Annotated in this window: 26 protein-coding genes; 17 read left to right on the top strand and 9 right to left on the bottom strand. The window is 42.7% G+C overall.

Features of this window, described 5'->3' with window-relative positions; translation table 11 throughout:
* The first annotated feature begins 58 nt into the window (after nucleotides 1-58).
* Nucleotides 59-3,517, top strand: a complete 3,459-nt coding sequence (locus SD449_RS14455; RefSeq protein ID WP_318311551.1) for a methylmalonyl-CoA mutase family protein — start codon at nucleotides 59-61, stop codon at nucleotides 3,515-3,517.
* Nucleotides 3,518-3,520: 3 nt separating this feature from the next.
* On the opposite strand, the gene SD449_RS14450 is transcribed toward SD449_RS14455, so the two are convergent.
* On the bottom strand, nucleotides 3,521-3,922 hold the full coding sequence (locus SD449_RS14450; RefSeq protein ID WP_318311549.1) for a hypothetical protein: 402 nt from the start codon (nucleotides 3,920-3,922) through the stop codon (nucleotides 3,521-3,523).
* A gap of 122 nt (nucleotides 3,923-4,044) precedes the next feature.
* On the opposite strand from SD449_RS14450, the gene SD449_RS14445 reads away from it, so the two are divergent.
* From SD449_RS14445 to SD449_RS14435, 3 genes are all read left to right on the top strand, one after another.
* On the top strand, nucleotides 4,045-4,497 hold the full coding sequence (locus SD449_RS14445) for an Lrp/AsnC family transcriptional regulator (RefSeq protein WP_318311547.1): 453 nt from the start codon (nucleotides 4,045-4,047) through the stop codon (nucleotides 4,495-4,497).
* Between the two features lie 62 nt (nucleotides 4,498-4,559).
* Nucleotides 4,560-5,987: an alpha/beta hydrolase gene (locus SD449_RS14440; RefSeq protein ID WP_318311546.1), complete on the top strand. Its 1,428-nt coding sequence runs from the start codon at nucleotides 4,560-4,562 to the stop codon at nucleotides 5,985-5,987.
* Nucleotides 5,988-6,041: 54 nt separating this feature from the next.
* Complete coding sequence (locus tag SD449_RS14435) at nucleotides 6,042-6,680, top strand: DUF1684 domain-containing protein (protein ID WP_318311545.1); 639 nt, start codon at nucleotides 6,042-6,044, stop codon at nucleotides 6,678-6,680.
* Between the two features lie 56 nt (nucleotides 6,681-6,736).
* Here SD449_RS14435 and SD449_RS14430 read toward each other — a convergent pair whose 3' ends face one another.
* The 6 genes from SD449_RS14430 to SD449_RS14405 all read right to left on the bottom strand — a co-directional run bounded on the left by SD449_RS14430 (nucleotide 6,737) and on the right by SD449_RS14405 (nucleotide 10,734).
* A complete protein-coding gene (locus SD449_RS14430; protein WP_318311544.1) occupies nucleotides 6,737-7,795 on the bottom strand; it encodes a porin in 1,059 nt (352 codons plus the stop codon).
* Between the two features lie 139 nt (nucleotides 7,796-7,934).
* Nucleotides 7,935-9,215, bottom strand: a complete 1,281-nt coding sequence (locus SD449_RS14425) for an ammonium transporter (protein ID WP_318311543.1) — start codon at nucleotides 9,213-9,215, stop codon at nucleotides 7,935-7,937.
* 33 nt (nucleotides 9,216-9,248) lie between these two features.
* The gene (locus SD449_RS14420; protein WP_108246498.1) at nucleotides 9,249-9,587 is read right to left on the bottom strand and encodes a P-II family nitrogen regulator; all 339 of its coding nucleotides are present in this window, start codon (nucleotides 9,585-9,587) and stop codon (nucleotides 9,249-9,251) included.
* A gap of 269 nt (nucleotides 9,588-9,856) precedes the next feature.
* Nucleotides 9,857-10,231, bottom strand: a complete 375-nt coding sequence (crcB, locus tag SD449_RS14415) for a fluoride efflux transporter CrcB (protein ID WP_318311541.1) — start codon at nucleotides 10,229-10,231, stop codon at nucleotides 9,857-9,859.
* Nucleotides 10,232-10,247: 16 nt separating this feature from the next.
* Complete coding sequence (locus SD449_RS14410; protein WP_318311540.1) at nucleotides 10,248-10,427, bottom strand: hypothetical protein; 180 nt, start codon at nucleotides 10,425-10,427, stop codon at nucleotides 10,248-10,250.
* A 118-nt stretch (nucleotides 10,428-10,545) separates the two neighbouring features.
* The gene (locus tag SD449_RS14405) at nucleotides 10,546-10,734 is read right to left on the bottom strand and encodes a hypothetical protein (RefSeq protein WP_318311538.1); all 189 of its coding nucleotides are present in this window, start codon (nucleotides 10,732-10,734) and stop codon (nucleotides 10,546-10,548) included.
* A gap of 39 nt (nucleotides 10,735-10,773) precedes the next feature.
* Here SD449_RS14405 and SD449_RS14400 point away from each other — a divergent pair, with 39 nt between their 5' ends.
* Entirely contained in the window at nucleotides 10,774-11,160 is a 387-nt protein-coding gene (locus tag SD449_RS14400; protein WP_318311536.1) for a nucleoside triphosphate pyrophosphohydrolase family protein, read from the top strand.
* A gap of 33 nt (nucleotides 11,161-11,193) precedes the next feature.
* On the opposite strand, the gene SD449_RS14395 is transcribed toward SD449_RS14400, so the two are convergent.
* Nucleotides 11,194-12,261 (bottom strand): branched-chain amino acid aminotransferase, encoded by a 1,068-nt coding sequence (locus SD449_RS14395; RefSeq protein WP_318311535.1) that lies wholly within the window; start codon nucleotides 12,259-12,261, stop codon nucleotides 11,194-11,196.
* A gap of 106 nt (nucleotides 12,262-12,367) precedes the next feature.
* On the opposite strand from SD449_RS14395, the gene SD449_RS14390 reads away from it, so the two are divergent.
* The 10 genes from SD449_RS14390 to SD449_RS14345 all read left to right on the top strand — a co-directional run bounded on the left by SD449_RS14390 (nucleotide 12,368) and on the right by SD449_RS14345 (nucleotide 21,840).
* The gene (locus SD449_RS14390) at nucleotides 12,368-12,844 is read left to right on the top strand and encodes a DUF4920 domain-containing protein (protein ID WP_318311534.1); all 477 of its coding nucleotides are present in this window, start codon (nucleotides 12,368-12,370) and stop codon (nucleotides 12,842-12,844) included.
* Nucleotides 12,841-13,515 carry a tRNA (5-methylaminomethyl-2-thiouridine)(34)-methyltransferase MnmD gene (gene mnmD, locus SD449_RS14385; protein WP_318311532.1) on the top strand — a complete coding sequence of 225 codons (675 nt, stop codon included), beginning with the start codon at nucleotides 12,841-12,843 and terminating at the stop codon, nucleotides 13,513-13,515. Before SD449_RS14390 ends, mnmD begins: the two co-directional genes overlap by 4 nt.
* Before the next feature lie 126 nt (nucleotides 13,516-13,641).
* Nucleotides 13,642-14,586 (top strand): TIGR01777 family oxidoreductase, encoded by a 945-nt coding sequence (locus tag SD449_RS14380; protein WP_404828069.1) that lies wholly within the window; start codon nucleotides 13,642-13,644, stop codon nucleotides 14,584-14,586.
* A gap of 132 nt (nucleotides 14,587-14,718) precedes the next feature.
* Nucleotides 14,719-15,294, top strand: coding sequence for a nucleotide exchange factor GrpE (locus SD449_RS14375; RefSeq protein ID WP_318311528.1), 576 nt, complete (start codon nucleotides 14,719-14,721; stop codon nucleotides 15,292-15,294).
* 6 nt (nucleotides 15,295-15,300) lie between these two features.
* On the top strand, nucleotides 15,301-16,416 hold the full coding sequence (gene dnaJ, locus SD449_RS14370; RefSeq protein WP_318311526.1) for a molecular chaperone DnaJ: 1,116 nt from the start codon (nucleotides 15,301-15,303) through the stop codon (nucleotides 16,414-16,416).
* A gap of 184 nt (nucleotides 16,417-16,600) precedes the next feature.
* Nucleotides 16,601-17,539, top strand: a complete 939-nt coding sequence (locus SD449_RS14365; protein ID WP_318311525.1) for an ABC transporter ATP-binding protein — start codon at nucleotides 16,601-16,603, stop codon at nucleotides 17,537-17,539.
* Nucleotides 17,529-18,869 carry an ABC transporter permease gene (locus SD449_RS14360; RefSeq protein WP_318311524.1) on the top strand — a complete coding sequence of 447 codons (1,341 nt, stop codon included), beginning with the start codon at nucleotides 17,529-17,531 and terminating at the stop codon, nucleotides 18,867-18,869. Before SD449_RS14365 ends, SD449_RS14360 begins: the two co-directional genes overlap by 11 nt.
* A gap of 6 nt (nucleotides 18,870-18,875) precedes the next feature.
* A complete protein-coding gene (locus SD449_RS14355) occupies nucleotides 18,876-19,763 on the top strand; it encodes a mechanosensitive ion channel family protein (RefSeq protein WP_318311523.1) in 888 nt (295 codons plus the stop codon).
* Between the two features lie 108 nt (nucleotides 19,764-19,871).
* Complete coding sequence (locus SD449_RS14350; protein WP_318311521.1) at nucleotides 19,872-20,666, top strand: DUF6268 family outer membrane beta-barrel protein; 795 nt, start codon at nucleotides 19,872-19,874, stop codon at nucleotides 20,664-20,666.
* Nucleotides 20,667-20,676: 10 nt separating this feature from the next.
* Entirely contained in the window at nucleotides 20,677-21,840 is a 1,164-nt protein-coding gene (locus SD449_RS14345) for a sigma-54-dependent transcriptional regulator (protein ID WP_318311519.1), read from the top strand.
* Nucleotides 21,841-21,842: 2 nt separating this feature from the next.
* Here SD449_RS14345 and SD449_RS14340 read toward each other — a convergent pair whose 3' ends face one another.
* The gene (locus SD449_RS14340) at nucleotides 21,843-22,553 is read right to left on the bottom strand and encodes a hypothetical protein (RefSeq protein WP_318311518.1); all 711 of its coding nucleotides are present in this window, start codon (nucleotides 22,551-22,553) and stop codon (nucleotides 21,843-21,845) included.
* Between the two features lie 179 nt (nucleotides 22,554-22,732).
* Between SD449_RS14340 and SD449_RS14335 the strand changes: the two genes are divergently transcribed.
* Nucleotides 22,733-23,617, top strand: a complete 885-nt coding sequence (locus tag SD449_RS14335) for a PPK2 family polyphosphate kinase (protein ID WP_318311516.1) — start codon at nucleotides 22,733-22,735, stop codon at nucleotides 23,615-23,617.
* Complete coding sequence (locus SD449_RS14330; protein WP_318311515.1) at nucleotides 23,614-25,011, top strand: M20/M25/M40 family metallo-hydrolase; 1,398 nt, start codon at nucleotides 23,614-23,616, stop codon at nucleotides 25,009-25,011. Before SD449_RS14335 ends, SD449_RS14330 begins: the two co-directional genes overlap by 4 nt.
* The last annotated feature ends 35 nt before the right edge of the window (nucleotides 25,012-25,046 follow it).

The following is a 25,046-nucleotide window of genomic DNA, read 5'->3' as shown; positions in this document are numbered from 1 at the left end:
CCAATTTTCAATTGCATTTTCTGTAAATTGCAGTGCAAAATCAGACCTTTTATTGCAGATGGAACAAATAAAACCCTACAACCCTAAAAATAAAATCAGAATTGTTACCGCGGCCTCGCTTTTTGATGGTCATGATGCGGCCATCAATATTATGAGAAGAATAATCCAAGCCACTGGGGTAGAGGTGATTCATTTGGGGCACGATAGGAGTGTTGCCGAAGTGGTGGATTGTGCCATTCAGGAGGATGCCAATGCCATTGCCATGACATCTTACCAAGGCGGGCACAACGAATACTTTAGGTATATGTTCGATTTGTTGAAGGAAAGGGGGGCAGGTCACATCAAAATATTTGGCGGCGGCGGCGGTGTTATCCTTCCAGAAGAGATAAAAGAGCTGATGGATTACGGTATAGAACGTATTTATTCCCCTGATGATGGCAGGGAAATGGGTCTCCAGGGGATGATCAATGATTTGGTGGAACGATGTGATACAGTCGTTCCCGATTTACATCTTCCCAAAGGGAAAACTTTGGAGAACCAGTTGGAAGAGAAGCATCCGAACACTTTGGCACGTTTGATTTCTTTGGCAGAGAACCGTCATGAGGAATTTGAGAAGTATCAAACCACTATTGAAAAATCAGAAAACAGCGTTCCCGTTTTGGGAATCACAGGAACGGGGGGTGCAGGTAAATCCAGTTTGGTGGATGAATTGGTACGTCGATTTTTGATGGATTTTCCCGATAAACACATCGGAATTGTTTCCGTAGACCCATCCAAGCGTAAAACAGGCGGTGCTCTTTTGGGCGATAGAATCCGTATGAATGCCATCAACAGCGATAGGGTGTATATGCGCTCCTTGGCTACGCGACAGTCCAATTTGGCACTGTCCAAGCATGTTTCGGAAGCCGTTCAAGTGCTGAAAGCGGCCAATTACGACCTGATTGTTCTGGAAACCTCTGGAATCGGACAATCCGATACCGAAATTTTGGAGCACAGCGATGTATCGCTTTACGTAATGACGCCCGAATTTGGTGCGGCTACGCAGTTGGAAAAAATCGATATGTTAGATTTTGCGGATATCGTAGCCATCAATAAGTTTGATAAGCGAGGCGCTTTAGACGCCCTTCGCGATGTAAAGAAACAATATGCCCGTAACCACGGATTATGGCATACCAAAGAAGACGAGCTTCCCATTTTCGGTACCATTGCTTCGCAGTTCAATGACCCTGGGATGAACAGTCTCTATAAAAAGGTGATGGATACCTTGATGGAGAAAGCAGGTTCCACTCTGAATTCCACTATTGAGATTACCCAGGAAATGGCGGAGAAAATTTATGTGATTCCGCCAGCAAGAACCCGATATCTTTCGGAAATAGCCGAAAACAATAGGAGTTATGATGCCAAGGCGAAGGAAGAATCCAAAGTGGCCCAAAAGCTGTACGGTATCTTTTTGACTTTAGCATCGACCTTGGAAATAGAGCAAGAACAGGCCGAGGAATTGTTTTTGGGTAAATCGGGCTTGGACGAGGAGGAAATCGGGAAGCATATCAAAAATGAAGAATCGAGAGCATTGTCGCAACTGCTCATCAAGGAATTTGATCGGGTCAAAATGCATTTGAATCCCCTCAACTGGGAGGCTATTTTAAAATGGAACGAAAAAGTTGCCCGTTACAAATCGGAAATCTATTCCTTTAAAGTAAGGGACAAGGAAGTCAATATAAAAACACATACCGAGTCCTTGTCGCACAGTCAGATTCCAAAAGTGTCCTTGCCCAAATACAAGGCATGGGGCGATATTTTGCAATGGATCTTGCAAGAGAACATACCTGGGGAATTTCCCTATACCGCAGGACTTTACCCTTTTAAAAGGGAAGGGGAGGACCCCACGCGAATGTTCGCGGGCGAGGGTGGCCCTGAGCGTACCAACCGCCGATTTCATTATGTGAGCATGGATATGCCCGCCAAGCGATTGTCCACTGCTTTTGATTCGGTCACCTTGTACGGGAACAATCCCGACCACCGACCAGATATCTATGGAAAAATCGGAAATGCAGGGGTGTCCATCTGCTGTTTGGACGATGCTAAAAAATTGTATTCTGGTTTTGACCTGAGCAGCCCAATGACTTCGGTAAGTATGACCATTAATGGTCCAGCACCAATGCTCTTGGCCTTTTTTATGAACGCAGCAATTGACCAAAATTGTGAGAAATACATCAAAGAGCATGGCCTGGAGAAAGAGGTCAAAGACAAAATCGAAAGCATTTTTAAAAGGAAAGGAATAGCGCAACCCACCTATTACGGCGAACTTCCCGAAGGGAACAATGGCCTCGGTTTAATGCTCTTGGGCGTAACTGGGGACCAAGTACTTCCCGAAAATATATACCAAGAAATAAAGGCTAAGACCTTGAACCAGGTTCGCGGTACGGTACAGGCTGATATTTTAAAAGAGGACCAAGCGCAGAATACCTGTATTTTCTCCACCGAGTTTGCATTACGATTGATGGGCGATGTACAGGAATATTTTATTGAGCAACAAGTACGTAATTTTTACTCGGTTTCCATATCGGGCTACCACATTGCAGAGGCGGGAGCAAATCCCATCACGCAGTTGGCCTTTACACTTTCCAATGGTTTTACCTACGTGGAATATTACTTGAGCCGAGGAATGGACATCAATAAGTTCGGCCCTAACCTATCGTTCTTCTTTTCCAATGGAGTCGACCCAGAATATGCGGTCATTGGTCGCGTAGCAAGGCGCATTTGGTCCAAGGCGCTTAAGGAAAAGTATGGCGCCAATCCAAGGGCACAAATGCTCAAATATCATATTCAAACCTCGGGAAGAAGTTTGCACGCGCAGGAAATTGATTTTAATGATATCCGCACCACGCTTCAGGCCTTGTATGCAATTTATGATAACTGTAATTCGCTGCATACCAATGCGTATGATGAAGCAATTACTACCCCAACCGAAGAATCCGTCCGTAGGGCCATGGCCATACAATTGATCATCAACAAAGAATTGGGCTTGGCCAAAAATGAAAATCCGATACAAGGGTCGTTCATTATTGAAGAGTTAACGGATTTGGTAGAGGAGGCTGTGTTAATGGAATTTGACAGAATTACGGAACGGGGTGGCGTGCTGGGAGCTATGGAAACCATGTACCAACGTTCCAAAATCCAAGAGGAAAGCCTCCATTATGAAACTTTGAAGCACTCTGGCGAATATCCGATCATTGGGGTGAATACATTTTTGAGCTCCAAAGGTTCACCGACCATTCTCCCTGCTGAGGTCATCCGCGCTACGGAAAAGGAAAAGGAAAATCAGATAAATACCTTGCAAAACCTTCACAAAAGGGAAGAGGACGAAGCTACCAAACAGTTAAATGAATTGCAGGAAGTGGCCATCAACAATGAAAACATTTTTGAAAAATTGATGGAAGCCGCCAAATATTGTTCATTGGGGCAGATTACCGAAGCGTTGTTCCAAGTAGGGGGGCAGTACCGAAGAAATATGTAGGAATCAGTCGTTCTTGTTGATTAAGGACTTTCTCCACTTTTTAAAGGAAATACGGAATATGCGAATCTCTTTTCTAAGAAGGTTCAAGTATTCCTTTTCTTTGACTCCGTCACGTTCCAGACCATTGCAATATGCAAGAATATTGCGTGTCATAATATTTACGTAAGAAAGGCTTCTCATGCGCACGGATGGACAATTGCTCAGTGCGGCTTGTTCCAATTCCTTGGTAATCAGGTCGGCATCTACCAAAAGCGATTTAGAAATATCGTCTCGAAAAGAATCGATTTTGCGAAGTGACAAAATCTCCCTGTTTTGGGTAAAATAAGCAGCTACCGCCTCGCTCATGTCGCGAAGGGCCAAAGATCTACGGTATACACCAAGGGAGTTAAGAGAATGTCTCTCCATGTTTTTCTAGCAATTTTGTAGTATAAAATTAAGCACGATTCAAATTTTATTACTTTTGTTATTAAAGTAATTATCCGATTTTACTTTCGAAAGCAAAATAATAGTATTGAATTTCTTTAGATATGAAGATAGATGACTTGAATTGGCAAATTTTGAATCATTTACAGCAGAATGCAAGGGAATCGTTTGCCAACATTGGAAGAAAAATCGGGTTGACACCACCTGCTGTGGCGGAGCGAGTCAAAAAGATGGAGGATCTTGGAATAATTGAGCGGTATGGCGCCAATATTTCCTACGTTGAAGCAGGTTATCAATTAAAGGCCATAATAATGTTGCGTGCCTTTATGGGTAAGTTAAAACCCTTTTTGGATAAGGTAAAGACCTTTCAAGAGGTGGTAAACTGTTACAGGATAACGGGGAACGAGAACATTATTATGGAAGTAGTGCTTCGAGATCAATCCCATTTGGAAAAATTTATTGATGAGCTGATTGTTTATGGAGAATGTAGGACCCACATTGTATTGTCCAATGTTGTTGCCAATTCCCCGATTAAAAAAAGTAAGCCAAGTAAATAATTTTCTTGTTAAATTGATGATTTGGAAACAAACTTTGGCCAGATTTTTGTGAAATTAGAATTATGAAAAAATTATACTCACTAACCCTTCTGATATTTTTTTGTGCATTCTCCGTATTCTCGCAGCAAATGGTATTGAAAAAAGGGGAAATCATTGAAAATCTTCCCATTAACGATTCCACATCAACCACCTATTCCTTGTATATACCCAAAATGTTTTCCATGGAAAAGCAGTGGCCCTTGCTTGTGGTTTTTGATGTAAAGGGGAATGAGGCCAGTGCACTTTCCATGTATGTAATGGCTGCTGAAAAGGAAGGCTATGTATTGGCCGCGCCCAAATTGTTGGATTCCGTTTCATTGTCCAAAAATATGCTTGCAACCAGTAAAACGATTCAAAAGGTAACTGGTCTGTTGCCCGTGCGGCCCAATCGTATCTATGCTTCGGGTGGGGGAGCCGGCGGACAATTTGCGAGCTTGGTTCCCATTTTGATCAAAAATGTTTCCGGGGTCATGTCCATTGGTGCTTCGTTGGCAAATAGGGAGCTCATTAATGTAAAGGAGCCGTTTCATTTTGTAGGTATCGTAAATAAAGAAAACTTCACGTATCCATTCATGTTGACGGATACCAAATTATTTGACAGGTATAAATTTCCCAATCAGGTATTACTTTACGATGGCAATGGCGAGTGGCCCGGTGTTCCTTATATTGAAAAAGGAATGCAGTTGTTTACATTGGATGCCATGGGCCGTAAATGGATGCCTACGGATTCCACATATGTGGAAAATGCCTATCAGGAAGATTTGGAGAAGCTGAACCAATTGCAGCGTATCGGGGATTTGCTTTGGGCGGAGCAGTACATGACTGAAATGATGTCGATGTATGGAGTGTTCAAGAATATGGATTCTTTGAGGACGGTACAACGGGATTTACGTCGGAACCCCGATTTTAAGGCAATGAAGAGGGCCGAGAACGCTGCATTTTTAAAGGAATCCATGCTCAAGGAGGATTATCAATATTATATGGAGGAGGATATCTACACCCACAACTTCAATAATCTGGGCTGGTGGAACCATCAAATGGGCGAGATAGATAAATTTATTTCGGGCGCAAAGCCTTATGAAAGACAGATGGGCCATCGGTTACAAGGATTTGTGAATGCCTTGGCAGAGGACAATATCAATCTTATGCTATCGGAAGAAGTGCTGGATGAGGACGCTTTGGCATTTTTGTATATGCTCAAGACCATTCTGGAGCCTGATAACTACGAGTATTACCTAAAAACCATTTCGCTCAGTGCTAAAAACGATGATTTTGGAACTTCTTTGTTCTATTTGGAGGAACTTTTGAAAAAAGGTTTCAAGGACAGGGAAAAACTGTACAGTCTCGATAACACGGCGCTGTTCCGAATTACACCGGAGTTCAATGAGTTGGTCTCAAAATATTTGGATGATGCCCGTTACGATATCAAAGTGAATGAAAATAGGCCGTAGACCTAGTTTTCATTCTTATGGGTTATGCCGTATTTTTGCACAAATATCTTCCGAATGAAATATGCAATCTTACTTTTCGCGGTTTTTTTGATGGCCTGTGGACAAGGTAAAAAATACCATGATGAGGACAAGGTGGAAACGGCGAGTTCCGAATTGATGGCAGATATATTGGAATTTCAAAGGGAGTTGAACGAAAGTTTCAAGGATCCTGATGAATCTCCTTTACCGGATAAATATCGTATGGATTTTGAAGGACTCGACTTTTATGAACCTGACACCAACTACATTGTAAAAGCACGTTTTGAACGTACTCCGGATGCGGAACCCTTTTTTATGCCAACCACTACCGATAGGCGGACCCAAGAGGTTGTTTACGGAATCGCCCATTTTACCTTAAATGGGGCCGAACACCAATTGGAGGTATACCAAAGTTTGGACCTGTTGGATGATGAAGATTATGAGGATTATCTGTTCTTGCCTTTTTTGGACAATACCAATGGAGAGGAAACCTATGGTGGCGGAAGGTATATTGATTTGACCATTCCCGAAGGGGATACGTTGGTAATCGACTTTAATAAAGCCTATAATCCCTATTGTGTGTATAACAAAAAGTACTCCTGCCCTCTAGTGCCAAGGCAAAATTATTTGAGAACTAAAGTGAGAGCAGGAGTGAAAAATTTTAACAAGGACTAAAAAAAGCCTTAATCCTATTGGAATAAGGCTTTTTTCGTGTCATATCAATTATATTGTTAGAAGGAGTAAATCGCAGCGAACAATACAGAAGCTAAGCTTCCTGTTGGTGCCAAATCGTTGTCGATAAAAGTATCTTCTGAAGAACTATCCAAACGAATCTCTGGTTTTAGAATAAGATTGCCGATGGTTGCACTACCTGTCAAGGTAACTGCGAAAACACTTCCATCTCCCTCTGCATCAGCTCCAACTCCTGTTATTTCTTCACCAAAGAAATCCCCTGCCATAAAATATTCGCCACGTAGTCCAAGGCTGAAGGTTTCCGAAACTGCATACTGAGGGTAAAGTGCGGCACCGGTAAAGGAACCACCATTATCCTCGGCACTGTAATGAGCAGCGTTGATTCCCAAGAAGAATTCCTCGGAAAGGTCAAAACCACCAGTATAATCAATCTCAAAACCACCTTGGCTGTACAAGAAATTCAAGAACTGGCCAGAGTATCCCAATTGAGCACCTACGGCATAATCACCTGTTGGATTAAATTCGGTCAAATCAGTAGGGTTCATTACAGCTACCATGGCAGACCATTCATTGCCCAAATCAAAATCAGCCTTTAAACCTGTATGGCTAAACGGACCGTAGGAGAATAAGTAAGATGTACTATAGTTAAAGTTAGCTACTGGCGAAATTACTTCATAACCTAAAAAGGTGTTGAAATTACCAAAGGTAAGAGTCACGGCATCACTTACATTCCAATAAACATATAACTGGTTAATAATGTCGCCTGTCGCAGAGTACATTGGAGATTCAAAAATAGCATCTGTACCCCGTGGACCAAAAACCAAATCGGCAACAAATCCTACTTTTTCACCTTCGTAAGCGGCAATAAGGTTGGCCATCCCCAAAGAGAATCCCGGAAGCTGAGCAAAAGAAGACCCAGGAGCAATTGCTTCCTCATCATTTGGAGCGGTGATGTTTGCCCTATAATAAGCATCCACAGAACCACTAAAACTAAACTTTGGAGTTTCCTCCTCCTGTGCTGAGGCTGAAAATGTTACCATTGAAATAATGGCGATAGCCAAAATTTTTCCGAAATTTGTATTTATAATCGTTTTCATATCATAATCATTTTAATTGTCCTTTTAACCAAGGACTGTTAGTTGTTTAATTGTGAGTTTGATTGAAAAGGTTATTCAACGGAGCGTTTGGCAGAACGCTCCGTTTCCTTTTATGTCAATCTTTTGTGAGTTTGATTTATTATTTATCCTGAGAAATATGTTCCGGGTAAGCTTCTACGCCATGTTCATGTAGATCCAAACCTTCGACTTCCTCTTTCTCGGAAACTCGTAGCCCTATGGTTTTCTTCAAAATGAACAACACTACGAAAGATGCCAAGGCTGCCCAAAGAATGTAGGACAACGATCCGTAGGTCTGTACCCAAAGTAGTTTGGCTCCACCACCGTACAACAATCCACCATCCAGTGCGAATAGGCCGATAAGTACAGTTCCGATGAATCCACATACCCCGTGTACGGAAATGGCACCTACTGGGTCATCTATCTTAAGTTTTTTGTCGATAAACTCGATGGAAACCACTACGATGATACCGCATACCAGTCCAATGGCAAGCGCTCCCCAGGCATTTACAGCACCGCAACCGGCAGTAATACCCACCAATCCGGCCAAAGCACCGTTAAGGGTCATGGAAATGTCCGCTTTGCCGTATCTTGCCCAAGTAAAGAACAATGCTCCAATGGCTCCAATAGCGGCAGCGAGGTTTGTGTTAATGATCACACTGGTGGCAGCAATGGTGTCATCGCCTCCCCAGGCTAATTGGGAACCACCGTTGAATCCGAACCATCCCAACCAAAGGATAAATACCCCAAGGGCTCCAAAGGCCATGTTGTGACCGGGTATCGCCTGTGCTTTACCATCAACATATTTGCCAATTCTTGGACCTACCAATATCGCGGCGACCAAAGCGGCAGCACCACCAACGGCGTGTACCACGGAGGAACCGGCAAAATCTATAAACCCAGCAGTGTTCAACCAGGCATCATCATCAAATGGCCAGTACCAGCTACCAGAAATTGGGTATATCAAAGTTGTAAGTACAGCAGAGAAAATCAAATACGTTGAGAATTTGGTTCTTCCGGCTATGGCACCTGATACAATGGTGGCCGCTGTGGCACAGAATACTGTTTGGAAAAACAGGTTGTACCAATCATCGGCGCTAAAGAATAAGTATCCTTGCTCGGCTGGACTAGATCTAAAAAAACCTCCGGCCACTAGATCGCTACCATACATGATGGCGTAACCCACGGCCCAGAACATTACCGAACCAACGGCCAAGTCCATTACGTTTTTCATTATTATGTTACCGGTGTTCTTGCTACGGGTAAAACCTACTTCCAATAAGGTGAAACCTGCTTGCATAAAAAACACCAATATAGCCGCAAGGGTGATCCAAAGGGCCCCCATATCGCCAGTAATGGCTTCAACGGCTTTGTCTATCGCTTCTTGTTCTTGTACAATCATAATCTAAATTTTTAAGTTTTTTGGCTATTAATGTTAGTTGATTCCTGCGCTTCCGCTTTCCTTGGTTCTAATTCTGTAAGCCTCGATCACATCGGAGACGAAGATCTTTCCGTCACCAACGTTGCCTGTGCTTGCAGTGTCCAATAAAACATTCACGGTTTTCTCCAGAAAGTCATCGCTAACCACGATAACCAAATACCTTCGTTGGATATCGCTGGTACTGTACGATATGCCACGATAGACATGTCCTTGTTTTTCGTTCCCAACTCCCGTTACATCCCAGTAACTAAAGAAGTTGACCTCAATTTGATGGAGGGCTTTTTTCACCTCATCAAATTTGGATTTTCTAATAATTGCCTCGACTTTTTTCATAATTAAGTAGTTAATTGATCACTCAAATATATATGATAAAAAGCGAGACCATGAAAAATGTAAGGGTGTGATGGGTATTTTTATGGGTATTAGAAAAATACCCCCAAAATTTTAGGGGTCTTTAATTTTATGTTAACTTTTGTTAGTTATTTGTTGATTTTATCTTAACGTAAGGGAGTTTCAGGTCATTTTTTCGCAAGATTAGTCAGTCTAAACATGAAAAATGTTTAGTTTTTAACAAATTTTAACTATAAAAATGCAATATGTAACTAATAAATGTGTTTGGCGAGCCATAAACCCAGAACAACGGCCAAAACTCCGATCACGATGCTGGAAATCATGTAAATGGCAAAGTTGAGAAGGTCGCCGTTTTTTAGAAAAGTGTGCTTCTCAAATGCAAAAGCCGAAAATGTAGTGAACCCGCCACAGAATCCCGTAGCTAGAAAAAGAGTGTTGTTCTGGGATAATAGATTGCCTTTCGTGGAAAGCCCTAAAAAAAGGCCAATAAGCAGACAGCCGATAATGTTGACCAAAAAAGTGCCCAGATAAAAATTGTGGAAAAGGGGGTTCAGAGGTTTGGAAATAAGATAGCGCAAAACGCTACCGAATCCCCCGCCCAAAAAAACAAGTAAGGCCTGTTTCATGCCCTAAAGATACAAACTAAACTGCTTCCTTATATTCGGTTTCAACAGCCTCTCGGGGGAAAAGTTTGGTGGTTGAGGTTTCGGAAATCCGTTGGATAGGTTTAATAAATCTTTCTTTCGCTCCATTGACGCTAAAAATCAACAGAATGGCATTAACAGCAAGCAAGCTAAAAAGAATACTTAAGAATACAATCATCTTAGGGTTATGCTAAATTAATGTTAAAACAAAAGTACGGCTTTTCCTATAAGAACGAAACTTGGCGCCATCTATTGTTGCGTAAACCTTGATTTTTGTGGTAAAGGCAATTTAACCGTTAATTTTTCAGTAAAAATTTAATTATGAACAGGATTATTATAAAGGATATGAATGCAAGAAGAATCCAAATGACACCCTTATAATTTTTTTTGTGTAGTTTCTTATCTTTTCGGTATGAAAAATAGATGATCAGCACAAAAGCAAGAAAGAATAGAGCTGCAAAAATCATCTGTCCGGTACTGAACATATTTTATATTTTTATGCAAAGCTAAATCAAAATAAAGGAATGGAAAGTAAAATTAAAGCAGTGGAACTCTTCCACAATTCTTTTGGACTTGGGGTTTCACAAAATCCCAAAGCGGACCTGGGCCTGGAAAAGAACAAACTTAGGTTCAACTTAATGGACGAGGAAAACCGGGAATACTTGGAGGCCGCCAACAATAACGACCTGGTGGAGGTGGCCGACGCTCTGGGCGATATGCTTTACATACTTTGCGGAACCATTCTGGAGCACGGGATGCAATATAAAATTGAAGAAGTTTTTGAAGAGATCCAGAAAAGTAACATGAGCAAGTTAGGAGAGGATGGTAAACCCATTTACCGTGAAGATGGAAAAGTTTTGAAGGGCCCAAACTATTTTAAGCCGGATATCCAATCCATAATCGATAAATAAAAAGAGGCGCCGATCGGCGCCTCTTTTTATTTATTAGATGACCTCGTGTCGCCATCCAAATTTATCTTCGGCACGGTTGTACTGAATGTCCGTGATTCTTTTCTTTAAAAAAGAGGCATAGCTTTCCTCTACTTCTGGTAGCTCATAATCTTTACCATGGTATCCAAAGCCTGAAATCGGTGAGATTACCGCAGCTGTTCCTGCACCGAACATCTCTTTAAGCGACCCATCTTCCGCAGCTTTCACAAGTTCGTGCACAGAAATTTTACGCACCTCGGTTTTGATACCTTCGTCCTCGGCAATGTCCAAAATACTTTTTCGGGTAATGCCATCAAGGATTCGGTCGCTCGTCGGAGCGGTCATCAAGGTATCGTTAATCCGCACAAAAACGTTCATGGCACCAGCTTCCTCAATGAACTCATGGGTGTTATCGTCCGTCCAGATCACTTGTTGGTAGCCTTTATCGGCGGCCAATTTTGTAGGGTAGAACTGACCGGCGTAGTTTCCGCCCGCCTTGGCATAACCAACCCCTCCATTGGCTGCACGCGAATAGGTCTCTTCGATCAATACCTTCACCTTTCCTGAAAAATACGAACCGGACGGGGCGCAGGCAATGATAAATTTATATTCATCCGCTGGAGATGCATGGAAACCGTTTCCAGAAGCAAAAACAAAAGGACGGATGTATAGGGAACTTCCCGGATTTTGTGGAATCCAATCGCTTTCCAATTGAATGAGCGCATTCAGTCCTTCCATAAAATAGGCTTCGGGTATTTCTGGGATGGCCAATCTTTGGGCCGATTTGTTCAAGCGTTTCCAGTTTTCTTCCGGTCTAAAAAGCCAAGCTTTTCCGTTTTCGTCCTTGTAGGCTTTCATACCTTCAAAAATGGATTGACCATAATGGAAAATCTTTGCGGAAGGATCCAAGGTAATGGGCTGGTAAGGCACTATTTTTGGTGCCGACCACTCCCCGTTTTTATAATTACAGACCAACATATGGTCAGAATAGACGCTTCCAAAGGAAAGATTGTCAAAATCCACGTCTTGGATCTTGGACGATTTTGTTTTCTCTATAGCAATTTTGTTAGCCATTGTTTCCATATCACTTACATTTACCGCGTTAAAATTAGCTATTTATTGTTAGTTTTGGACAATTCGCAAATCTAAATATTATACTTGACCCACAATTATTTAAATGTTATCAAAAATGAGGATTTTTAACACTTTTGCTACTGTATTTTTACTTGGTATTCTGATGGTTTCCTGTAAACAAGAAACTGTTGAGGGAGATTATTTTGGACAGGAGTTTGAAGTTTCTGGAAAAGCTTCCAAGACTTCGGCCCCTTTTGATGAAATTTCGGGAAAAGATTCCCTGCAGACCCAAATTGTTGGCGAGATTAAAGAGGTGTGTCAGGCGAAGGGATGCTGGATGAAGGTGCAGCTCGAATCCGACGACGAAGTTTTTGTCCGTTTTAAGGATTACGGCTTTTTTGTTCCCAAAGATGCAGCAGGTAAAAAAGTGGTGATGAACGGAGCTGCCTTTTTTGAGGAAATGTCCGTTGAGGACCAAAAACACTACGCCGAAGATGAAGGTGCTTCCGAGGACGAACTGGCCCTGATCACTGCTCCCAAGAAAACGCTCAGGTTTGAAGCGGACGGCGTGTTGATCGCGACCGAGCCTTGAAACGAAAAATAATTACTACCGGAGACGGTTCCAAGACCATTCAAATAGAGGATTGGGACGAACAGTACCACTCCAAACACGGAGCGGTACAAGAAGCCTACCATGTTTTTATTGAACATGGCCTGCGGTGCTTCCACAATGAAAAGATCAGCTTGCTTGAAATAGGTTTTGGAACGGGCCTGAACGCCCTGATCACATTGGAAGAAGCTCCCAAGCTTCAATTGGCTGTCGATTATGTGGGAGTAGAGGCATTTCCCGTTGCCATGGAAGAAGTACGGGAATTGGACTACTGTAATCAACTGGGGTTTGATGCCCATGAAGAGGCCTTCCAAAAAATGCACAGCTCCCCGTGGGAGGAAACCATCGCCATTACCCCGGATTTCTCTCTTCTAAAACAAAAAAAGGATTTTAAGGACATCGAAAAGCAAAATATGTTCAACCTTATTTATTTTGATGCTTTTGGTGCCAGGGTACAGCCCGAACTATGGACCGAGGACATTTTTTTGCAAATGTACCAAGCATTGAAAACAAACGGAGTTTTGGTCACATATGCTGCTAAAGGCAGTGTGAGAAGGGCCATGCAAACGGTGGGATTTACCGTGGAGCGTTTGCCCGGTCCGCCCGGAAAAAGAGAAATGCTAAGAGCCGTAAAACAAGGTGATTCCCAATAATCTGTTAAGGTTTGATTGCCTTGAGGCCATAAATTGGTCTAAAGTTTAAACAAATATGTTAAACCTAAATTAAGGTCTAATATACAGTCGATTAAACTTCTAACTTTGTACAAAAGGAGAGATAGTATGAAGGTGTTGATAACAGGAGCTACTGGATTGGTAGGGCAGGCGATAGTCGAGGTCTTGCATCAAAAAGGTATACCCGTTAATTATTTGACCACAAGCAAGGATAAAATTTCTTCCTCGGAAGATTTTCAGGGTTTTTACTGGAACCCGGCTAGAGGGGAAATAGATTTGAACTGTTTTAAGGATGTTCAGGCCATCATCAATTTGGCCGGAACCACTATTGCCAAGCGTTGGACCTTGAGCCATAGAAGAAAAGTGCTTTCCAGCAGAATCGATAGTTTATTGACATTGAGAAAAGGTTTGGAGGCGTCCTCCAACAAGGAGGTCGAGTGCCTTGTTTCTGCTTCTGCCATTGGAATCTATCCGGATTCAACTTCCAATTATTACGACGAGACCAGTCCCAAGGTCGATGATGGATTTTTGGGCGAAGTCGTTACGAAGTGGGAAGCTGAAGCCGACACCTTCAAGAAGCTCGGTCTGGATGTGGCAAAAATCAGGATAGGTCTGGTTCTTTCAGAAAATGGCGGTGCACTGCCAAAAATGGCATTGCCCATTAAAAATTTTGTAGGTGCCCCCATAGGAAGCGGTGAACAATGGCAATCTTGGATACACATAGAGGATTTGGCCCAAATGTTCGCCTTTGTTGTGGAAAATAACCTCAGTGGAGTTTATAATGGTGTAGCCCCGAACCCCGTTACCAATGCCAAAATGACCAAGGAACTGGCCAAAGTTTTGGACAGACCATTGTGGTTGCCCAACGTTCCGGCCGCTTTTCTAAAATTGGTCTTGGGGAAAATGGCAACCCTTTTATTGGGCAGTCAGCGGGTGAGCAGTAAAAAAATAGAGGAAGAGGGATTCTCCTTTCAATATGGCAATATTTGCCAGGCATTGAAAAGCATTTATTCACAGCAGGAGGAAAACATTCCTGCATCCATCGAAGCATAATAAGTTTTCATGACTTTTTGATAATCAAAAGACCGCTTAGGCGGCTTTTTTTATGTTTTGCGGTGACATTTTGACATTTTTCCACAATTGGCAGTACTTTTGCCGTTTCAAACCGGAATAAAACAATATAACATGAGCAATAAAAGTAAGGTTGAGGAAATGGAAGATGAGCCTAAAAAAGGGCAAACCGAAGAGAGTACTGAGCTGAACGATGAGCATATAGAGGACAATACCGCGGAAGAAAACGAGGAGGAGCTTTCCGAAGAAGAAAAATTGCGCGAAGATTTGGCCAAGGAGAAGGAAAAGTTCCTCAGACTTTTTGCAGAGTTTGAAAACTACAAAAGAAGGACTTCAAAGGAACGCATGGATCTGTTTAAAACAGCAGGACAGGAAGTCATTGTGGCAATGTTGCCCATCATGGATGATTTTGACCGGGCCTTGAAGGAACTTTCAAAATCCGACGACAAGGAAATGTTCAAAGGGGTGGAGCTTATCAGCAATAAGTTCAAGGAAACCCTTAAGAACAAGGGCTTGGAACAGGTGGAGGCCAATCCTGGCGATGTGTTCGATGCCGAAGTGCATGAGGCCATCACCCAAATTCCCGCACCTGACAAGAAAATGAAAGGGAAAATCATAGACGTGATAGAAAAAGGGTTTAAGTTAGGAGACCGAATAATAAGACATCCAAAAGTTGTTGTTGGAAACTAAAGTTGTATGAAGGAGGATTATTACGAAATACTGGGAGTCTCCAAAGGAGCTTCCGCCGCAGAGATAAAAAAAGCCTACAGGAAAAAGGCCATCGAATACCACCCGGATAAAAATCCGGGAGATGCCAAAGCGGAAGAAATGTTCAAGAAATCTGCCGAGGCCTACGAAGTATTGGGCAATCCTGACAAAAGGGCGAAATATGACCAATTTGGCCATGCCGCTTTCGATGGTAGCGGAGGATTTGGCGGCGGAGGTATGAACATGGACGATATCTTCAGTCAGTTCGGGGATATTTTTGGTGGAGCCTTCGGTGGCGGATTCAGTGGATTCAGTGGATTTGGCGGCGGACAGCGCAGGGTCAAAGGGAGCAATCTTAGGATTCGTGTAAAATTGACGCTGGAAGAAGTGGCCAATGGCGTTGAGAAAAAAGTCAAGGTAAGGCGCAAGCTACAGGCGGACGGTGTTACCTACAAAACATGCCCTACTTGTAACGGTACGGGCCAAATCACCAAAATCACCAATACCATTCTCGGGAGAATGCAAACGGCAACAACCTGCACTACCTGTGGAGGTGCCGGACAGGCAATCGATAAGAAACCATCGAATGCAGATGCCCAGGGACTCGTGGTAGAGGAAGAAACGGTTTCCATAAAAATTCCACCGGGCGTGGAAGACGGGATGCAGTTAAAAGTTGCCGGTAAAGGAAACGAAGCTCCGGGAAATGGAGTTCCAGGGGACTTGTTGGTCGCCATTGAGACCATTGAGCACGATACCTTAAAAAGAGAGGGAGATAACCTTCATTACGATCTTTACATCAGTATGCCGGAAGCAGTTCTGGGAAGTTCCAAGGAAATTGATGCCATTGGCGGAAAAGTCCGTATAAAATTGGAACCGGGATTGCAATCCGGAAAAATTTTGAGACTACGGGGCAAGGGAATAAACAGCCTGAACGGATACGGTAGCGGGGACTTGCTCGTACACGTAAATGTATGGACCCCAAAGAATATAAACAAAGAACAGAGGGAATTTTTTGAGCGTATGCAGGACGATGATAATTTTGTGCCGAGGCCAGAAAAATCGGACAAATCCTTTTTTGAAAAGGTAAAAGATATGTTCTCTTAAGAATTAAAAGCTTCTGTTTAAATAAAAAACGTATATTTGGAACTGATGTTGGGTGACCGATATCTAATTTTCTTTTTCATAGCAATTTTTTTCCCATCCTTGATTCTTTTGAGGGTGGGTTTTTGTTTTTATAGGAAATCAGGTATCTATCCAGCAATTACATATCTTTGAAAAAATTGTTTACATGGATCATATCCTTGTTGCCAAAAATGTGACCAAAACTTATGGTGGCCATACTGCACTGAGCAACATATCACTTCAAATCCCGAAAAATTCCATTTATGGACTTTTGGGTCCCAATGGGGCAGGAAAGACCTCATTTATTAGAATTATCAACCAAATAACCCATCAGGACTCTGGGGAAATTTTGCTCAATGGCGAACCTTTGGCGCCAAAACATATCGCGTCCATAGGATATTTGCCCGAAGAAAGGGGATTGTACAAAAGCATGAAGGTCGGCGAGCAGGCGCTCTATTTGGCACAGTTAAAAGGGTTGTCAAAAAATGAGGCCAAAACGAGGCTTAAATATTGGTTCGACCGTTTGGACATTGGTGATTGGTGGGACAAGAAAATACAGGAGCTTTCCAAAGGAATGGCGCAAAAAATCCAGTTCATTGTTACCGTGCTCCACGAACCAAAATTGTTGATCTTTGATGAACCCTTCAGCGGTTTTGACCCTATCAACGCCAATATCATAAAAGATGAGATACTAAAGTTGAAGGAAAATGGGACCTCTATTATCTTTTCAACGCACCGAATGGAATCCGTGGAAGAACTTTGCGAGTATATCGCCCTTATCCATAAATCCGAAAAGATTTTGGACGGAAAACTCTCTGAAATCAAAAATGCGTACAAGAACAACATATTCAACGTAGGGCTGGAGGTGGAAAAGGATGCCGATGCATTGATGAAGGCCTTGGAGGAAAAGTTCAATATTCTTTCCATAAAAAATGACCCAAGGGAGCACCAATTGAATTTTAAGGTGCAATTGCCGAGCTCCCAGACAGGAAATATATTGATGGAGCTTTCCAAAATGGCGAACATCAATCATTTTGAAGAAACCATACCTTCGGCAAACGATATTTTTATTCAAACCATAAACAACAAGGACAATGGCAAGTAAACTTGGACTGATCATAAAAAGAGAATATCTGGCCAAGGTGCGCAATCGTTCTTTTATTGTAATGACGATTCTGAGCCCATTGTTGATGGTCGGCATGATCGTATTGATCGCTTATCTGGCCAAAGTGAACGACAATGAGACCAGGGTAATCACTGTTTTGAACGATAGTATTTTTTTTCAAACTGATTTTAATCCATCAAAGAATATATCCTACGTGCAGTTGGACGGTCTTACCTTGGAGCAGGCGAAGGATTCCACCACCGCGCTGGAATATTACGGGTTGTTGTACATTCCAAACGAACCTACGGTGGAGCAGGTTGCCAAGGACGCTTATCTGTACACCAAAGATAACCCGAATACAGCGGTGACACAGGAACTGGAGGGTATTTTCCAGAAAAACTTGAGACAGGACCGTCTTCAGAAACTGGGGGTAACATCGGAACAGTTCTCCAATGTGGAAAAGCCTTTCGAGATCAATCTTTCCACTTTTGATGGGGAACGGAGCATGAGGGGCGTTAACGAGATCAAAGCCATTATAGGTGGCGGGTTTGGATATGCCATCATGATGTTCATTATTATATATGGTGGATTTGTAATGCGTAGTGTCATCGAAGAAAAGACCAGTAGGATCATCGAAGTGATCATATCCTCGGTAAAGCCATTTCAATTGATGTTGGGCAAGATCATTGGTAACTCCTTGGCGGGAATCACCCAGTTTTCCATCTGGATAGTTTCGGCATCCGTCCTATTGTTCGCAGTTGTATTGATTTTTGGAATCGATTTTTCTGCGCTCTCGGCCAATGGTGAAATTCAGGCCGGACCCATGGCAACAGCTTCTCAATTGGGAGCCCTGGATGGTGAAATGATGATGTATGCCAAAGAAATTTATAACATCCCATGGGCTTTGCTCATAGGTTCCTTCTTTATTTATTTCGTGTTGGGCTACCTTATTTACAGTTCCATTTATGCAGCGATCGGTGCTGCGGTGGATAATGAGACAGATACCCAACAATTTATTTTCCCTATTATATTACCTTTAATGTTGGCGATCTATGTAGGGTTCTTTTCGGTTTTCAGTAATCCACACGGCCCTATCGCCGTTGGGTTTTCGTTGTTTCCGTTAACGTCGCCCATTGTAATGCTGATGCGACTGCCCGGCGGAATAGGGGAGGGAGGAGTACCTTTATGGCAATTTTTATTGTCCGTGTTCCTTTTGATCATTACCTTTTTGGGCATTGTTTCCTTAGCGGCGAAGATTTATAGAACAGGTATATTGATGTATGGTAAAAAACCTACCTATAAGGAATTGATAAAGTGGTTGAGATATTAAAATAGAATGCAAGAAGGCACAGAAGACATCAAAGAGATCATCAAAGAAGATATTTGGGGATCCATTAAGCATTTTTTGGATCTTGGAATCCATGTAGGGGAAGGCGATAAAGCGATTGACCTTACCATTGGGCTATTGCTACTTTTAACTTTGGCGATAGTGGTAACAAGGTTTTTGTTGAAATGGATGCGAAACCTTTTTACCCGAAAAATGGAACAAGAGGACAAGCAGAAGTTCTCCAGCATTTTTAAGTTCATTAACTATGTCGTTTACATAATTGCCGTTCTGGTAACCTTAAGTGCAGCAGGGGTCGATATTACATTGGTAATCACGGCATCCGCCGCTCTTTTTGTTGGATTGGGACTTGCGTTGCAGGAACTGTTCAAAGATATTTTAGGAGGAATTTTTATCATTGTTGATAAATCTCTTCAAGTGGGGGATGTAGTGGAGGTCGATGGTAAAGTGGGGAAAGTCTTTGAGATTAAACTACGGACCACTAGGGCCATAACCAGGGACGATAAGGTTTTGATACTGCCCAACCATAAATTTATAAGCGACATCGTTTATAACTATACCCAAAACCATAGGACCACCCGAGAAAAAGTAAGCGTTGGGGTTGCCTACGGTAGCGATGTTGATCTGGTAACTAAGATTTTGGAGGAGGTGGCCTCAGGTCAAAAGCAAGTGCTCAAAAACCCCAAGCCATTTGTGTTATTTGAGGATTTTGGAGATTCGGCACTTATTTTCTCCATTTATTTTTTTACAAACGATACTTTTAGAGATCCTAGGATCAAAAGCGAAATGCGGTATAAAATCAATGCCAAGTTCAAAGAGAACAATGTAAGTATTCCGTTCCCGCAGCGCGATATTCATATTATTCAGCCAAAACAATAGAAAGCTATAAAAAACTCATATTCCCATATTGCAACATGGAAGCTAGTAGCTTTCATTGTAATACTCTGTAGCCATAACCTATATGCCCAGAGCACAGATATTTTTAGGTTGGAATACCTTAACATACCCGAAAATGACACAGGTATTAAAACGCAGCGCTACAAAACCTTGATAAATTTGCCCATAAAGCTAAATGAGAAGGCCGATTATCTGATTACAGGAATGGAGTACAACCGTTTTGATATGGGGTATTCACAAAACCTACCTTTTGACAAGCGTGAGCTGATTCGTTTTCACATTATAGATTTGAATGTGGGCCTGATTACCAAATGGAACGAAAACTGGAACTTGGTAACGATTCTTACACCTAGAATGGCGTCCAATTTTGTTACGGGTACCGTTACAGGTGATTTTTTTATGAATGCGACCGCAACCTTATGGAAGGAGCGTGCAAACGCCGATAAACCATACCGTATAGTGCTCGGTCTTACCTATAACAGTACTACAGGTTTACCCGTTCCATTGCCATTGATCAACTATTCCCGTAGGTTTCACCCAGATTGGTCCTTTACCCTTGGAATACCCAAATCAGGGTTGACTTACTATATATCGGATAAACACTCTTTTGAAATGGCATTGTTATTGGATGGGTACTACATAAATCTGCAAAACAACATTCCTTTGGAAAACGGTCAAGTAGCTTCAAAGATCTCTTTGACCTCATTGTTGGGAACATTCATATACGAGTACCGTATCACCAAAAGAATGTCCCTTTTTGCAATGGCGGGCAGAACTGTTGTCCAAGAAGGAATTTTGAGGAACGACGACGAAGGCAAGGTTTTTTTATTGAATGACGAGTCAAATTTTTATATTAGAACAGGCTTGAAAATTGGAATTTTTTAAATAGCAGGATATGTCAAAAATTTTGGTAATAGAGGACGAATCGGCAATTAGGAGGGTATTGGTAAAAATACTGGCCGAAGAGAATGACAGCTATAATGTAGCCGAGGCAGAAGATGGTCTGGCTGGTATGGAAATCATCAAAAAAGAAGATTTTGACCTAGTGCTCTGTGATATAAAAATGCCCAAAATGGATGGGGTGGAGGTATTGGAAGCTACCAAGAAGATAAAACCCGAAATCCCTTTCATCATGATATCCGGTCATGGGGATCTGGACACCGCGGTAAACACCATGAGGCTTGGGGCGTATGACTACATCTCCAAACCGCCAGACCTCAACCGTTTGCTCACCACGGTAAGAAACGCCTTGGACCGAAAGGAACTGGCAGTGGAGAACAAGGTGCTCAAGAAAAAGATTTCCAAGAACTACGAAATGATCGGGGAAAGCAAGGAAATTGGGGCCATAAAGGAAATGATCGAAAAAGTGGCGCCGACCGATGCCCGGGTACTGATCACCGGCTCCAACGGGACCGGGAAAGAACTGGTGGCACATTGGGTGCATCAAAAAAGTCCTCGTTCCTCGGCACCCTTTGTTGAGGTAAACTGTGCTGCAATACCATCGGAATTGATAGAAAGTGAATTGTTCGGGCACGTAAAGGGCGCCTTTACCTCGGCCGTAAAGGATAGGGCGGGCAAGTTCGAGGCCGCCAACAAGGGAACCATTTTTTTGGATGAAATTGGGGACATGAGCCTTTCCGCACAGGCCAAAGTTTTGCGTGCACTGCAAGAGAACAAGATAAGCCGCGTTGGCTCCGACAAGGACATAAAAGTAGATGTTAGGGTACTTGCGGCAACCAACAAAGACCTAAAAAAGGAAATCGAGGAGGGCAAGTTCAGGGAAGATCTCTATCACCGTTTGGCCGTAATCTTGATCAAAGTTCCCGCACTGAACGAAAGACGGGACGATATTCCATTGCTGATTGAACATTTCTCCAAAAAAATAGCATCCGAACAGGGAACCGGGCAAAAGAGTTTTTCAAAAAAGGCCATCGATCTGCTTAAAGGGTACGATTGGACCGGAAATGTACGCGAATTGAGGAACGTTGTCGAGCGGCTCATCATATTGGGCGGCAAGGAAGTGTCCGAAGACGATGTGAAACTCTTTGCAAGCAAATAACGCTAGTTACAACTCCCCAGTTTTTCAAGAGCTTCCTCGGCCAAGGTTTTAACCCGTTGGTGATATTCCTTTTTATGTTGGGAAAGTTTGGTGTTCAAAAGGGTCAAACGGGATTCTTCATATATATTGGTGATAAATCGTTGGGCGTCCATGCAATCCACATCGGAAACTACTTTCTCCAAAGAAGATTCAAACCCCAATAGGCATTTGTGTACTTGTTTCTTTACAGCGGAACCCTGTGTCAGCAACGTCCCATCCTGAAAATCCAGGACATCTTTGGTATTCATCACCAAAACATTGCTGCCATAATCACTGAAAGTCTGCTTGTCGAACTCTTCAAGTACATTGATTCCTATTATTGCACTCTCCATTGCCTTGTGCAAGGAAATCTTTGATTTTTGCAAATTCACGGATTTAGTTGCAGACTTTAAATGGGAGAGCGCATTTTCCAAACTTTCAATCGCCCCTTCGCAACCACAATCCAGAAAGTTGTTCCGGGTCTTTTCAATGCCGTTCAGGGCTTTGTAGGCATGGTATTTTGCCATGTTCAGGTCTTCGGACAAAACAGCGTCTTGAATTTTACTTTTGATGTATTCCAGATTGGAGCTTGCATACTGACAAGCGTTCAAAGGATTTGAAAATGAAGCCGTTAACCATAGGCCAAATGAGCCTATAACCACGACCATAGGTAGGATGATCTTTCTATTGTTCATAACGCTTTAAGATTTGGGAGGTTGCGCCATTGATTTCCTTAAAATTACATTTTCAACGTTTTGAGGTATAAATAATTCGATTAACTAACCATCTTACGCTATGAGCGGTCAAAGTATCGATGAACAACACTTTGAAAAACAGGTTGAAGGAGTTATCAAAAAGAAGTATATTCAATCCTATGAAAGAAATCAAAAAAGAAGATTATCAGGTCTTGGACCACATACAATTATCGGAACATTCCACTAACGAAGATTTGGGCGAGTCCAAAAAAAAGCTCAAAAAGGAACTAAAGCAGATACGCAAAGCGTTGGGCGAATTCCAGGACACATTGTATGCCCACGGCAAGTACGGTGTTCTGGTATGTTTGCAGGGTATGGACACCGCGGGCAAGGATAGCCTTATCAGAGAAGTTTTCAAGGATTTTAATGTAAGGGGAGTGGTAGTGCACAGTTTTAAGGTGCCTTCCACTTTGGAAAAAAAACACGATTACCTTTGGAGGCATTACATTGCGCTGCCCGAAAGGGGAAAATTTTCAGTGTTCAATAGGACCCATTACGAGAATGTCTTGGTCACAAAGGTCCATCCCGAGTACATTATGGCCGAGAATATCCCAAAAGTGGATTCGGTGGAGGATATCGATGAAGGTTTCTGGGAAAAAAGATATCAGCAGATCAATGATTTTGAAAAGCATATAGCCGATAACGGAACGATAATATTTAAATTTTTCCTTCACCTTTCCAAAGAAGAACAACGTCAACGATTGTTGCGGAGAATTCGATTGAAGCAAAAAAACTGGAAGTTTTCCCCTGGAGATCTGGAAGAACGCAAACTATGGGACAAGTATGAAGCCTGTTATGAGGAAGCCCTGAACAAAACTTCCAAAGAACATGCTCCGTGGTTTGTAATACCTGCGGACAACAAAAAAGCGGCAAGGGTAATCGTGGCATCCATCATGATGGAAGCGTTAAAAAAGTACAAAGATATAGAGGAACCTGAGTTAGACGATGAAATAAAGGCTAATTTAGAAACCTTTAAACAAGAACTGGAAAAAGAAACCACATGAAAACAGTCCTACTTTCGGCCTTTTTGCTGGTCAGTACCCCATTTTTTTCTCAGACCGAGGACGAAAAACAAATTAAAGCGATTTACGATGAAGCCCTTACCAATGGCAAGGCATACGATTGGCTGAATTATCTGTCCAATCAGATCGGAGGACGCCTTTCCGGTTCCGTGCAGGCGCAAGAAGCAGTAGAATATACCAAGGCGCAATTGGATTCCATTGGATTGGACAAAGTTTGGCTACAGCCCGTAATGGTGCCCAAATGGGTCAGGGGAGTGCCCGAATTTGCTTATTTTGAGACAAAGCCGGGATTGACCACCAACGTGCCCATTTGTGCGCTGGGAGGTTCCGTGTCCACTCCTGTTGGCGGATTAAAGGCCAATGTGGTAGAAGTAAAAGGAATTGAGGACCTTGAAAAGCTGGGCAGGGATAAGATAGAGGGCAAGATAGTTTTCTACAACCGCCCCATGGAGCCCACATTGATCAATACCTTTTCTGCCTACTCCGGCTGTGTGGACCAGCGATATTCGGGAGCTGCCGAGGCATCAAAATATGGAGCTTTGGGAGTGGTAGTGCGTTCCATGAACCTTCGTTTGGACGATTACCCGCATACCGGTTCCATGGGATACGGGGATATCCCGGTAAATCAACGGATACCCGCAGCGGCCATAAGCACCAATGGTGCCGAATTGTTGAGCGCCACCCTTAAATTAAATCCCGATGCCAAGTTTTATTTCAAACAGAACTGTAAGCAGTTGGACGATGTGGAGTCCTATAATGTAATTGGGGAAATAACCGGAAGCACGTACCCCAATGAAATCATGGTCGTTGGGGGGCACTTGGATTCTTGGGATCTGGGTGATGGTTCCCATGATGATGGTGCAGGGTGCGTTCAGAGCATGGATGTATTGCGTCTTTTAAAGGAAACTGGTTACAGGCCCAAACGAACGTTGCGCGTAGTACTGTTTATGAACGAGGAAAACGGGTTGCGCGGTGGCAACAAATATGCGGAAGTGGCCAAGAGCAAAAACGAGCAACATGTATTCGCCTTGGAGAGTGATTCCGGCGGATTTACGCCAAGAGGTTTTTCCATTGATGCTTCTGATGAAAATATAAAACAAATCCAGGGCTGGAGCGATTTATTTGAACCCTATCTGATACATCTTTTCCACGAGGGTGGCAGTGGAGCCGATATAGATCCCTTAAAGGAGGAAGGAATGGTCTTAGCGGGATTAAGGCCCGATTCGCAACGCTATTTTGATCATCACCATGCCGAAAACGATACGTTTGAGCATGTGAACAAGCGAGAACTTGAACTGGGTGCCGCTACCATGGCCAGTTTGGTCTATTTAATAGATAAGTACGGCACTATTCCCACGAAAAAAATAAAGGGATGATCTAATAAAAATACTATGAAACCGTCCATGCCCAA

The sequence above is a fragment of the Flagellimonas crocea genome, from assembly GCF_033441595.1.
GTDB classification, from domain to species: Bacteria; Bacteroidota; Bacteroidia; order Flavobacteriales; family Flavobacteriaceae; genus Flagellimonas; species Flagellimonas crocea.
Note: the sequence above shows the minus strand (reverse complement) of the source record. Positions and strands in the feature narration are given on the sequence as shown.